This window comes from Sphingobacterium siyangense, assembly GCF_007830445.1.
GTDB lineage: Bacteria > Bacteroidota > Bacteroidia > Sphingobacteriales > Sphingobacteriaceae > Sphingobacterium > Sphingobacterium siyangense.
In genome coordinates, this window is the sequence record NZ_VLKR01000014.1 from 43,561 (window position 1) to 56,824 (window position 13,264).

Genomic DNA, 13,264 nt, shown 5'->3' on the forward strand with positions numbered 1-13,264 from the left:
ACTACCAAAGTTATCATTTAAACTATAATCTTTGCAATCATCATGAAAAAATAATCGCATTGAATTACGAAATCCGAATGGTCATTAAGTAAAATAGATTTGATTTTAGCATAAAAACTTAGCATTAATATGGAAACAAAACCAAAATGGACGCAGGAAGAAGTTGTCGCTTTATACAACAAACCAATAATGGACCTGCTTTATGATGCGGCATCAATACATCGGAAATATCACGACCCCAACAAAGTACAAGTGTCCACATTGATATCAATAAAAACAGGTGGGTGCCCCGAAGACTGTGCCTATTGTCCCCAGGCTGCACGTTACCATACGAATGTAAAAGCGGAAGGCTTGATGAGCGTAGAGCAGGTAACAGAGCAGGCACTGGCAGCCAAAGCTGGAGGTAGCTCAAGGATCTGTATGGGGGCCGCCTGGCGCAATGTTAAAGATGGCCCTGAGTTTGACCATGTACTTGATATGGTCCGAACACTGAATAGACTTGACATGGAAGTCTGCTGCACGCTAGGAATGCTGACCGAAAACCAAGCACAACGCCTTTCAGAAGCTGGACTATACGCCTACAACCACAACCTCGATTCCTCTGCCGATTACTATAAGGAAATTATCTCGACCAGAAGCTATGATGATCGCCTTCAAACGATCGAAAATGTACGTAAAACAAACATAACCGTATGTAGTGGTGGTATTATTGGGATGGGAGAAAGTATAGACGACCGTGCCGCGATGTTGATCACACTTGCTTCACTCATCCCACAACCCGAATCGGTACCGATCAATGCGCTCGTTCCTGTAAGCGGTACTCCAATGGAAGTCATGGAAACAGTTTCGATATGGGAAATGGTACGCATGGTGGCTACAGCCCGAATTTTATTGCCCACCACACAAGTTCGCCTTTCTGCAGGACGTACCAACATGAGTACAGAGGGACAAGCGTTATGTTTTTTCGCGGGAGCCAATTCGATTTTCTCAGGCGACAAACTCCTCACCACGCCCAATCCCGACGTCAACAAAGATATGGACATGTTTAAAACATTAGGTTTGGTAGCCCAACAGCCTTTCGAGAAAAGAAATCAACCCGAAACCATCGCAACTGAGATGGCACATTACCATGATCTTGGTGAAAGACCAAAATGGTCAAGACCCGAACATAAAATCCAGCGCAACATCGCTAAGCAGCAAAACAAATAACAAAACTAATTCGGCAGACCATCATGGAAAGAGAAGAAATCAACCAACACGACCTTATCGATGATTTTGATAAAAAGCATCTATGGCATCCGTATACAACCATGACAAATCCCTTACCGGCCTACAAGGTTAAACGGGCAGATGGTTGTATAATCGAGTTGGAAAATGGACAGCAGCTTATAGATGGTATGTCCTCTTGGTGGTGCGCCATCCATGGCTACAATCACCCCGTCCTTAACGCTGCGGTCACAGCACAGCTCAGCAGCATGTCACACATGATGTTTGGTGGACTTACGCACGAACCAGCAATTGCTCTCGGTAAAATACTGCTTGACATCACCCCTACTCCACTCAACAAAATATTTTATGCCGATTCGGGTTCTGTTGCGGTAGAAGTTGCACTTAAAATGGCTATTCAATACTGGGTCTCACAAAAAAAGACCAATAAGAAAAACTTTGTCACGATTCGTTCGGGGTACCATGGTGATACCTGGAACGCGATGTCGGTCTGTGATCCCATTACTGGCATGCACCGCATCTTTGACAGTTCTTTACCCAAACGCTATTTTGCCCCTGCCCCAAAAATAGGGTTTGAGCAAGAATGGGATGCCAATGACATCCAACCCTTGGCAGATCTGATCTGCTCACACAAGGACGAATTGGCCGCTCTCATCCTTGAACCTATCGTCCAGGGAGCCGGTGGAATGCGTTTTTACCATCCGGAGTACTTGCGTCAGGCAGCACACCTCTGCAAAGAAAATCAACTTCTTTTAATCTTTGATGAGATTGCTACCGGGTTTGGGCGCACGGGTAAGCTCTTTGCCTGGGAGCATGCCGGAATAGTGCCCGATATCATGTGTATCGGCAAAGCCTTGACCGGTGGCTATATGACGCTATCCGCCGTGATCACTTCAGATCATGTTGCGAATACAATCTCCAACGGTACACCAGGTACGTTTATGCACGGGCCAACTTTTATGGCCAACCCTTTGGCTTGCGCTGTAGCCCACGCTTCCATCAAACTACTATTGGCAACGGACTGGAAAGCGAAAGTAACGTTAATCGAAGAACAATTGAGACGGGAACTTAGTACTGCAACAACACTGCCCCAAGTCGAGGAGCTCAGAATTCTAGGTGCAATTGCAGTCATCGAGATGAAAAACTCCGTCGATCTATCCAGCATACAACAGCGGTTTATCGAAGAGGGAATTTGGGTAAGGCCATTCGGAAAACTGATTTATATCATGCCCCCTTTTATCATAAATGAAGGTGAGCTTCACAAGTTAACACAGGCATTGCTAGCCGTAATCAGCACAGTCCAATGATTGAAAACAGCCTAATCCAGCGCATTGAAGATGAATTATTTACCCTTGAAAAACATGGAAATAAACGAAAACTTCTCCTTATCACACAACAGGATAACACAGCACAGGAGCATGTTAAAGAGCATTACAACCTCTCGTCGAACGATTATCTTGGACTTGCGACAGATCAGATACTTCGTCAAGAATTCCTAAACTCGGTGACAAAGGATAATGCTGTATTCAGCGCTTCCTCTTCGCGTCTACTCACAGGAAACCATGCACGCTATACGCAATTGGAAACAATGCTGTGCCGCTTGTTCGGTACGGAAGGTGCATTGGTCTTTAACAGCGGCTATCATATGAATGTAGGCATACTTCCTGCAGTTTGTGATACACAGACATTAATTCTCGCCGATAAGGGTGTCCACGCAAGCCTAATTGACGGCATCCGACTATCCAATGCAACCTGCTACAGGTACCGGCATTCCGATTATACGCACTTAACGCATTTATTGACAAAATATGCCCATCGCTTCACATGCATCATCATCGTCACAGAAAGTATTTTTAGCATGGATGGTGATTGCACGGACCTCAACTATCTGGTCAGTCTAAAACAACGTTTCCCCAATACCTTACTTTATGTCGATGAAGCTCACGCCGTAGGGGTACGCGGAATACAGGGACTTGGCTGCGCAGAAGAACAGCAATGTATTGCCGATATTGATTTCCTGACAGGCACTTTCGGAAAAGCTTTAGCATCGGTTGGTGGCTACCTGCTATGTAAGGAACCAATCCGAAATTATTTGATCAATAAGGCACGTACACTACTTTTTACAACAGCGTTGCCTCCAATCAATCTATTATGGACTGTGTTTATTTTGGAACGCTTAAGTGACTTTACAGACCGGCGCCAACAGCTGCACAAAAATAGCCTATTGCTCAAACAGCACATAATTGCCAAAGGCTTTAATTGTCCGTCAGAGAGTCATATTCTACCGGTCATTATCGGTAATAACAAGGAAACGGTACTGAAAGCAGAAGACCTGCAGCGAAAGGGATTTTACGTGCTTCCCATACGCCCGCCCACAGTACCAGAAGGAACGTCAAGAATCCGAATTTCATTGACAGCAACAATGACATCGTCCATGATCAAACAACTCGCAGCAAGCTTATGATACTTAAAAGAATCACTCCTAAAAGGGTCACTCCCGTCGATAATTTGCCAAGGCAGCATCTTCAGGCAAAATCCAACGAAAAACTACTGTTATTCTTTGCAGGCTGGGGCATGGATGAACATCCTTTTTTGCACTATTCCCCAGTCGGCAAAGATCTCATTGTTGCCCATAGTTATACGGATTTACTGTTGGACACAAGTCTACTGGCAGGTTACCAGGAAATTGAGGTTTTCGCCTGGTCTATGGGGGTATGGGCGGCATCAATGGTACTGCCCGAACTTCAAAACAGCAATTACCCCATCAGCACATGTACTGCAATCAATGGAACACCATTTCCAATAGATGACGAAAAAGGAATTCCTAGCCAGTTATTTAAAGGAACATTGGATACACTGAGCAATAAAACGTTGGAAAAATTCAGATTACGCATGTGTGGTTCCAAGACCCTTTTTAACTACTTTCTTGAAAGAGCCCCCCAACGCGACATCGAAGACCTCCGTTCAGAGCTCATCGCGATTGAAAAAACAGCTGGTGCAAAATCAGCAGCGGCATTCCAATGGCATCAGATATATATAGGCAAAGAAGATCGAATCTTCAACTTAGAGAATCAAAAACGCGCCTGGCCCGGTACTGCATATACGATAATCGATGCTACTCATTATCCCGAACAATTATTTAAGCACCTTTTAAGATGATCATCATGATGGACAAACAAAGGATTAGATCCCGTTTCGCTAAAGCGGCATCTAACTATCAGTCGGCAGCGATCGCCCAATACGAAATAGCAAAAAAAATGATCAGGTTGATGCAGGAGAACATACAGCTAAGACCGCAAAAAGTATTGGAAATTGGCTGCGGAACAGGGCTTTTTTCGCGGTTAATCTTACAGCATATCAAACCAAAAAAAATGGTCTTAAATGATATCTGTCCAGAAATGATGCCCGAAGTAATGGATATTTTGACATCGTCGCACACGTTCATCTGTGCTGATGCAGAAACTTATGCTTTTCCCAAAGACATCAATCTAATCGCGTCCTGTTCTACAATTCAGTGGTTCAACAATCCTCGCGCTTTCTTTGAAAGCTGCTATGGATCCCTTCCGGATTCCGGTATCCTTGCCTTCAGTACTTTTGGACATGACAATATGCACGAGATCAATGCAACGGCACATGTTGGACTAACATATCGATCTAAATCGGAACTTATCGCAGAACTTTTAGCGTTGAATTATAAGATCCTCGTTGCACAAGAAGAACATTTAAAACTACACTTTGAAAGCCCACTACAAGTTCTTGTTCACCTGAAACAAACGGGGGTAACGGGAATAAAAAATCACCGGTGGACAAAAGGCAAACTTCGGGCTTTCTGTGATAAATATACATCTCACTATGGGACAGAAGAGGGCGTATCCCTAACCTACCATCCCATCTATATTATTGCAAAAAAATAACAGCTGAGCACTCGAATTACAAACAATCGAACAACCTACAAAAGAAATACAGCAATGAATGAAAATATCTATTTTGTTTCCGGCATAGATACCGGGATCGGAAAAAGTTATGCTACTGGCCTCCTCGCGAAACAATGGAATACAAGCGGTATACGCACCATTACCCAAAAGCTTGTACAAACTGGAAATACAACTATTTCTGAAGACATCGTCCTCCATCGCCAACTCATGGAAATCCCATTAACGGCAGAAGATCATCAGAAAATCACGATGCCAGAGATTTTCACCTACCCCGCCTCCCCCCATCTAGCAGCACGCCTGGATAATCGTGAAATTGACTTTAAAAAGATCAGACAAGCTAGCTTAACATTAAGCCAACGCTACGACGCTGTTCTTATTGAGGGTGCAGGTGGGTTGATGGTTCCACTAAGAGAAGATTATCTGATTATCGATTACATCCAAGAAATGCAGTATCCGCTTATTTTTGTCACCTCTGGAAAATTAGGGAGTATCAATCATACCTTACTTAGTCTGGAAGCGATCACCAAGCGCAGGATCAATCTACATACCGTTGTTTACAATACATTCCCTGTTCATAAAGACCGCACGATAAGTACTGATACGGAGTTGTATCTTCGTCGTTATATAGAAACAAACTATCCGGAGACCTTATTTGTTTGCTTGTAAATAAGGTCAAGCTGTTACTATTGATAGATATATAGTAACAGCAGGGAACCCATTCAATAAGAATTGACCGCCATCCCTGCTGAAACAGTACAGATTATGCTAATAATGGATCAGTTGTACACTCAACACCTGTTTCCAATCGCCCTGCGAGCTGAATGACGAAGCTGCTGTCTCCCTTGATTCGTACAGCAATATCATACCAATTTCCTTGACTTTCAACATCCAGGATCAATGGAACTTCTTCGGCGGGAGCTATTTCTTTCGTTATGGCATATTTTCCATAGCTAAGGCTCTCGACAACTACCGTTACCCGCTGGTCACTCTTGTTCCTGAGTCTCAGCTGCAATTTCCCTGTCGCTGCCTGAGTTAGCGCTTTCAGTTCCGGAGAAACGGTAGCCTCTAGTGCTGCTGTTCCTTTTTGTCCAGAAAATTTTCGATAAAAACCATTTGGACCGTGCAATTCAAACGCATAGCGATCTCCTTCAAATCGTGCCAGGTCCCACTGATATGCCAAACGATCACCGGCCTTCACCGCAAAATTCCAATTACGGTAAGTTTCACTTTGCCCCTGTTCATCACGATATTCCAACGGACTATAAACGTTGAAGGCTGTACCTGCGGTCCTTTTTCCGAAAAACTTGCTGTCTACAGTCATCGTTAGATGAAACACTCCGTCTTTCACAAAGCCCACCGCATCATGCGCATAAGGCAATGGCAAAGATTTACGAATCCCCCGCTCCTGTATTCGGTCAAATCCCGGAATCCATCCGTTTTTAGTCGCGAGATCAGGATCTTTGACCTCAACAAAGCCTCGCGGATCATCTTTGAACTGCGCATTGTATATCGTTTCGATATACTGATTCCTATCAAGAAAAGGGAGTTGTTCCTTTTGCTGAGTAAAAGGTGTAAAAGCGGTTGTCAAATCACCACAGATTGTTCTACGCCATGCACTGATGTTTTCCAAATGCATATTCTTGTTCAGCTTTTTGTTAAAGAAAGATTCCAAAAATTGCAAAGTAGACGTATGATCAAATACCTGAGAGCAAACCTTACCACCTCGTGACCAAGGCGACGCAATATACATGGGAACACGAAAACCTAGGCCCACAGCCCCTTCGCGTGCTTGCTTTTTAGGAATCCCCTGTTTTAGCTCATTTTCTAAACGAACCATCTCCACCTCCGTATCGATCCCAGGAGAACATGCCCCTGTATCTTTCTTCTTTAAATCAGGTACAAGGAAAGGTTTAACATGATCATAGTAACCATCGTTTTCATCATAGGTAATGATAAAAATAGTTTTTTTCCAAACCTCAGGGTTCTTTGTTAAGATATCTAAAACTTCAGATACATACCAAGCTCCATACCAGGGCGCACTCGGGTGGTCCGAGAAATTCTGTGGGCCGGCCAACCAGGATACCGCAGGCAATTTACCAGTATCAACGTCTTTGCGAAATTGATAAAGAATATCGCCTTTTGGGACTTCCAGCGCAGCTTTTTTCCCCTGTGCCTTAAAATGTAACGTATCAAGCGACCTGTAATTGTTGTCCCCTTTGTTTACCGTAAACGCCCGATCATTTAATGATTTCGTAAAATCACTTAGCTTTTTATAATTGTTTGGATTGAATTCCTTTAGTTCGGTCTCCGCTCGCTCAAGTGCCTCACTTTTTTTGCGAATATCAGCGCGTATCTTTTCGGCTTGTTCTTCGGAAGAAGGAGACTTCTCTTCCAACTTGGAAATCTGCATGGGCAAATCCCGAACCTGTGTTTCTAGGCTTTTGATATAGTTCTCCTTAAATTTAACTTGATAAGCCTGAAAAAACTCCAGCAGATTACACCCAAAATTGGATAGCCATGCCCTTTCCTGTCCAGAAAACCCGCCGCCACAGCTTGTCTCATTTTGATAAAAACGCCAGTTAATGCCATTCTTTTCAAGCAATTCCGGAAAAGTTTCCCAGGTCATTTTACCATAGCCAAAGTCATCATTCCGAATATTCGCTTTTTGCAGACCATCTTTCATCTCTGTAATCTTACCCGTCCAGAAAAAGGAACGGTTAGGCGTAGTGCTGGTCATGCCCGAGCAAAAATTCTGATCACATACTGTAAAAGCATCCGCTAAGGCATAATGAAAGGGCAAATCTTCACGTGTAAAATACCCCAATGTTAAGGGCATAGCCGCATATTGTTTATTCCCTGATTGCTTCGATAACAGCCAATGATCGTAACGACCTTGGTTAAAGGCATCCACCTGGCTTGCACGACTATGTGGAAGAGAACCCATCCAGGTCACTTTACTTTCCTTCAGGTTTAATCGGAAAGGAGCATACGTTTTTCCCTCTTTATCCGTTTGATACCATACGGGTAAACCGTTCGGTAAACGTATCGAACGTGGATCATTGAAACCCCGAACTCCCGAAAGACTACCTAGCGTATGATCAAAGGATCGGTTCTCCTGCATCAGGATGACGATGTGTTCGGCATCTAAAAAACTACTTCCTGGGTCAGGGTCTATGGCAAAGGCTTTCTGGATCGATGCAGGCATGAAGCTGGCAATACCTGCTGCTCCTGAAAATAGTAGGGTCTTTCGTAGGAATTCTCTTCTGGTTTCCATAACACTTATTTATAATTTCGATTTGAATCTACTTAGATTTCTTTTTGTTTCATATTTCTTCGTGTAAATCTTATGTTACCAAATTAAGTACGAAGAAAACATCTCTTTGATTGGATGACAAAAATTTGTTTATTTTTACGAAAAGACAACAGATATAAATATGGTGGACATTTTGCTGCTCGAAGACGACAAGGTACTCTCTAAAGAGATCCGATCTTTTCTATTAAGCCAGGGCTTTACCTGTGATCAAGCCTTTGATGGAATCGATTTTTTGGCCAAAACACACCAGAAGAAATATGGTTTTTATCTATTGGACATCAATGTCCCCAAAATCAATGGATTGGAAATCTGTAAAAAGATAAGAAGCCATGACGCCTTTACACCAATTATTATTCTCTCGGCATACGATGATATAGATGATAAAAAGGAGGCATTTCTACGGGCTGCTGATGACTATTTGGTTAAACCTTTCGTCTTAGATGAATTGCTGATGCGCATCTATTCCCTATTGCGTCGGCAACAGCATAGCGAAAGCAATGAAACAAAAACACTGGTAGTCGATGATCTGATCATTTATCCTGATGAGGCCCGTGTATTACGTGCAAATGAAGAAATTAATCTTACTCAAAAAGAATTTCAACTGCTGCTTATCTTAGCTCAGGCAAAGGGTCGCACCTTGTCCAAACAACATATTTCGGAGGAAGTATGGCAAAATCAATTTCAGACAACACAGAATACAATTGAAGTTTATATCAACTTTTTGCGTAAGAAGATTGATAAAAACTTTGAGAATAAACTGATCCATACAAGACCTGGCTTTGGTTATTACCTATCGGCAGAAAAATGAATTTAAAGAAGAAAATAGCGATTAGCTTTAGCATTGCATTCTCCGTCCTTTTCGGTATAGCGATGTTGATTATCTACTATGCTAGTTTCGATTTTCGGAAAGATCAATTTCGCCAGCGACTGATTGATAAATTGGACAATATTTCCCATTATATCGCCAGTAACCCCTATTTCAACCGCCAGTCTTACAAAAACTATTTTCACGATGACGAAGATGGCCTTTTCTATGAAGATGTTATCATCCTTGACAAAAATAAACAGTTAGTCTTCAGTACCGTAAAGGATCAGACCATTACCTGGAATGCCTCGATTGTCAACCGGCTAAATCAGGAAAAACAGATCTTCTACAATCAGGACCAATATGAAACGCTAGCTAAATATTATCGCATCAACGGTTTACCTTATTATATTATCGTAAAAGCACAGGATTACTCCGGAAATGAAAAAATGGACCATCTAGCGCTCGTCCTAACGATATTATTTGTCCTGAGCGCTGTTCTGGTCTGGATATTTAGTTATAAACTCATCCAGCGCCTATTGATCCCACTCGATAAATTAAAAGATAATATCACGCAGATTAATGCCAGTAAACTTACCAAACCTGTCGAGTATACCGGTCATACCGATGAGATTGCTGTACTAACCCGAGCATTTAATACCATGCTGCTGCGACTTTCGGCTGCTTTCGAATCGCAGAAAGAATTTAATTCCAGCGCCTCCCACGAGCTGCGAACACCGCTTGCCCGAATGTCCTTTCAGCTGGAGAACCTTTATCATCAAAATCAGCTGAGTGAAGACGTAAAGCAGGTTTTACGTAACATATCCAAGGAAACCTTACATCTTTCGGAGGTAACCGATTCGCTGATGTTACTTTCAAAGTTCGACTCCGAGCGTTTGAAAATGACCTATAAGGAAGAGCGGATCGATGAAATTATCTTTATGGCCTATGAAAAAGTAGCCAAGGTATTCCCCGACCTGCAACTGGATTTTTCAATTGGTGGGATCGAAGATCCAAAACTTAGTATTTTCTGTTCCGCACAATTGATTGAAATTGCTTTTGTGAATTTATTTAAAAATGCCGCGCTCTACTCCGATACCAGGGAGGTAAAAGTGATGATTCTAGAATCAACCTTCGAACTCAAGGTACTTGTCAGCAATACTGGCCCGGCTTTAAGTACAATCGACCAAAAGCGGATTTTTGATGCGTTCAGCCGCGGTGAAAATGCAAATGAAACAACAGGATCAGGCTTAGGGCTACGTATCGTTCAGCGTATCATGCAATCGCATCAAGCAACAATAGCATATCAGGCAGATCTAAAACAATCTACGCATACTTTTGTATTATTATTTAAATTGTTTCCTAACCGCGAAGTATAGTTACCTGATTTAGACAGACTATGTCAAGTCTCTTAGCAACAAGATCATATATTTACTATACCCATTAATACCTATCCACCCATCTGACAAACATGCTTTTTTAAGCTTTTTTTAAGCATTTATTAAGGGGTCTTTAATCTTAGACCAGTTATTTTGTTACATAAGATTTGAAACATATGACAAAGACACCCCTTATATTTTTATTGCTTTTCAATAGCATGACTTTTGCTCAACAAAAACCACCACAAGCTGTTTATACGAGCATTCATGAAAGTACATTTGGGACTAAGCAAAGTGAGATCTTGGGACAACAGATGACCCTGCAGGAATGCGAAGAAGCCTTTATCAAAAGTAACCTCTCCTTGCTCGCGCAACAATATGACATCAGCCAAGCAGAGGCTGACGTTATACAGGCCAAAATATGGGATCTACCACAGTTGCAGCTGTCTGCCAATGCCTATGACCCACAGAACAAACAAACATTTCATATTGGTCAATCCAAGGAAGCAAGCGTATCCCAATTGATTTATCTCGGTGGAAAAAAGAAGAATGAAGTGGAATTTGCCAAATCAAATGTTGAACTTGCTAAGTTGCAGTTCAGTCAATTACTGGCGAGCCTTCGCGCGCAACTGCGTACAACCTTCTATTCTCTTTACTTTGAGCAACATAAGTTGGCAGATATTAAAATTCAGTTGGATTACCTAAATAATCTGCTTGCAGCTTATAAAGAGCAAGGAAAAAAGGGGAACGTTTCTTTGAAAGATCAAGTTCGTCTTCAAACAATGGCCATCGATCTCAACAACGAAAAAACGACAGCGATCAATAATAGCATCAATCTACAGCAGCAATTACGTGTGCTTATTTCCAGTCAGGAAGATGTATTACCGAAGTTAACAGATCGAGAAGCAGATCAGGAACTTGCCGTAAAACCAACAATGCCTTTGGACAAAATCTATCAATTGGCCTTGGAAAACAATGCCGATTATCAATTTGCCTTAAAGACTGCTGAAAGCTCACAGTTATTTACAAAATGGCAACAGTCTTTAAATACACCTGATATTAACCTTGGCCTTTCCTACAGCCAGAATGGGGGTGTATTCCACAATGAAGTCAATGTTACAGCCGCCATTCCGATCCCGTTGTGGAAACAAAATAAAGGAAATGTTATCAAAGCGAAATACGCCGAAGAAGAGGCAAAGAAAAATATTGAAGTCCAACGGCAGCTGTTGGAGTCACAGATCCGTTCTAACTATCAGTCATGGGAAAATCAATATAATCAATATTTTACCATTACTCCAGACGACCTTCACAACATCGCTGTGGTCTATGATGGCATATTCAATAATTTTAAAAAAGGAAATATTTCTTTAGTCGAGTTCACTGATTTTATGGACAGCTACCGCATATCTATCCTTAAGTTATACGATATGAAAAAGGAAATTATTCTCAACGCCGAACAATTAAACTACCTGGCTCAAACTTCTCTATTCAATTCAACTCATGTCAACTAAAAAACTTCTTATAGCCACTGTGGCAATAGTGCTACTTTACGCTTGCCAAAATCATAAAGAAACAGATAATGCAGCCATTGTCAAAGGTTTCGAAATTAGTGAGACGATGCTTAAATCGACAAGTTTTGCTACGGTTAAAAAAGAAAATGTGACCGAAGAACTCAACTTTTTTGGAAAGATATCGGCCGATCAAAACAATTACATCGATATTTTCCCACTCGTTGGAGGGAATGTTGTCTCCGTGAATGTTTCTTTGGGTGATTATGTCCATAAAGGTCAGGTATTGGCAACAATCAGAAGTACGGAAGTCGCCGGTATACAAAAGGATCTTTCGGATGCCAAAACCGATGTATTACTCGCAGAGAAAAACTACCGTGTAGCTGAAGATATGTATAACGGAAAATTGAGCACAGATAAAGACATGTTGGAAGCAAAAGGACAATTGACCAAAGCCAAAGAGCAACTACGCCGTTCAGAAGCTGTAAGTCAGATTTACAATGTCCGTACAGGCAATATTTATTCGGTCGTATCTCCAATCGATGGTTACATCGTTCAAAAAAACATCAATAAGGACATGCAGCTGCGTAGTGACCGCAGCGACAACATCTTCGATGTGGCCAATACAAAAGATGTATGGGCAATTCTTAACGTCAACGAAACGGATATCGACAAGATTAGTATGGGCATGCCCGCTATGGTGTCTACCCTGAGCTACCCGGACAAAAAATTCCAGGGCAGTATCGATAAAATCTTTAAGATCATCGATCCGCAGACGAATTCCATGCAGGCACGGGTGGTGCTAGACAATAAGGATGGTTTACTTATTCCGGATAGTAAAGCGACCATTAAAGTATTGCATCGCTCCAATACGGAAGCGCTCGCAGTTCCTTCTGATGCGGTCATTTTCGATCAAAACAAATATTTCGTATTAATCTATAAATCCCAAAATGATATTAAGATTCGCGAAATATTGCCGATCAAACAAAACGAAGGAACAACCTACATGGCTACGGGACTACAGGAAGGTGAAAAAGTTGTTGTCAACAATAAACTTCTGATCTATAGAGCTCTGAATAATTAATCCGTCTTAGCAT

General features: G+C 42.0%; 11 protein-coding genes. 10 read left to right on the top strand and 1 reads right to left on the bottom strand.

Going from position 1 to position 13,264, the window contains the following annotated elements; all coding sequences use genetic code 11:
• Nucleotides 1-129 precede the first annotated feature (129 nt).
• The 6 genes from bioB to bioD are packed head-to-tail and all read left to right on the top strand — an operon-like array spanning nucleotide 130 to nucleotide 5,828.
• Nucleotides 130-1,209 (top strand): biotin synthase BioB, encoded by a 1,080-nt coding sequence (gene bioB, locus IQ31_RS13700; protein ID WP_145328308.1) that lies wholly within the window; start codon nucleotides 130-132, stop codon nucleotides 1,207-1,209.
• A 23-nt stretch (nucleotides 1,210-1,232) separates the two neighbouring features.
• Complete coding sequence (gene bioA, locus IQ31_RS13705) at nucleotides 1,233-2,534, top strand: adenosylmethionine--8-amino-7-oxononanoate transaminase (RefSeq protein WP_145328309.1); 1,302 nt, start codon at nucleotides 1,233-1,235, stop codon at nucleotides 2,532-2,534.
• Entirely contained in the window at nucleotides 2,531-3,691 is a 1,161-nt protein-coding gene (locus tag IQ31_RS13710; protein WP_145328310.1) for an 8-amino-7-oxononanoate synthase, read from the top strand. The genes bioA and IQ31_RS13710 overlap by 4 nt, the downstream gene beginning before the upstream one ends.
• Nucleotides 3,688-4,386, top strand: coding sequence for a pimeloyl-ACP methyl esterase BioG family protein (locus tag IQ31_RS13715; protein ID WP_145328311.1), 699 nt, complete (start codon nucleotides 3,688-3,690; stop codon nucleotides 4,384-4,386). Before IQ31_RS13710 ends, IQ31_RS13715 begins: the two co-directional genes overlap by 4 nt.
• A gap of 5 nt (nucleotides 4,387-4,391) precedes the next feature.
• Nucleotides 4,392-5,141: a malonyl-ACP O-methyltransferase BioC gene (bioC, locus tag IQ31_RS13720; protein WP_208734252.1), complete on the top strand. Its 750-nt coding sequence runs from the start codon at nucleotides 4,392-4,394 to the stop codon at nucleotides 5,139-5,141.
• A gap of 54 nt (nucleotides 5,142-5,195) precedes the next feature.
• Nucleotides 5,196-5,828 carry a dethiobiotin synthase gene (bioD, locus tag IQ31_RS13725; protein WP_145328312.1) on the top strand — a complete coding sequence of 211 codons (633 nt, stop codon included), beginning with the start codon at nucleotides 5,196-5,198 and terminating at the stop codon, nucleotides 5,826-5,828.
• Between the two features lie 94 nt (nucleotides 5,829-5,922).
• Here the strand turns inward: bioD and IQ31_RS13730 are convergent, their stop codons facing one another.
• Nucleotides 5,923-8,436 carry a phosphocholine-specific phospholipase C gene (locus tag IQ31_RS13730; protein ID WP_145328313.1) on the bottom strand — a complete coding sequence of 838 codons (2,514 nt, stop codon included), beginning with the start codon at nucleotides 8,434-8,436 and terminating at the stop codon, nucleotides 5,923-5,925.
• Between the two features lie 160 nt (nucleotides 8,437-8,596).
• Between IQ31_RS13730 and IQ31_RS13735 the strand changes: the two genes are divergently transcribed.
• From IQ31_RS13735 to IQ31_RS13750, 4 genes are all read left to right on the top strand, one after another.
• Nucleotides 8,597-9,283 carry a response regulator transcription factor gene (locus IQ31_RS13735; RefSeq protein ID WP_201667286.1) on the top strand — a complete coding sequence of 229 codons (687 nt, stop codon included), beginning with the start codon at nucleotides 8,597-8,599 and terminating at the stop codon, nucleotides 9,281-9,283.
• A complete protein-coding gene (locus tag IQ31_RS13740) occupies nucleotides 9,280-10,659 on the top strand; it encodes a HAMP domain-containing sensor histidine kinase (protein ID WP_145328314.1) in 1,380 nt (459 codons plus the stop codon). Before IQ31_RS13735 ends, IQ31_RS13740 begins: the two co-directional genes overlap by 4 nt.
• Before the next feature lie 176 nt (nucleotides 10,660-10,835).
• Entirely contained in the window at nucleotides 10,836-12,170 is a 1,335-nt protein-coding gene (locus IQ31_RS13745; RefSeq protein WP_208734254.1) for a TolC family protein, read from the top strand.
• Entirely contained in the window at nucleotides 12,160-13,251 is a 1,092-nt protein-coding gene (locus tag IQ31_RS13750; protein ID WP_145328315.1) for an efflux RND transporter periplasmic adaptor subunit, read from the top strand. Before IQ31_RS13745 ends, IQ31_RS13750 begins: the two co-directional genes overlap by 11 nt.
• The last annotated feature ends 13 nt before the right edge of the window (nucleotides 13,252-13,264 follow it).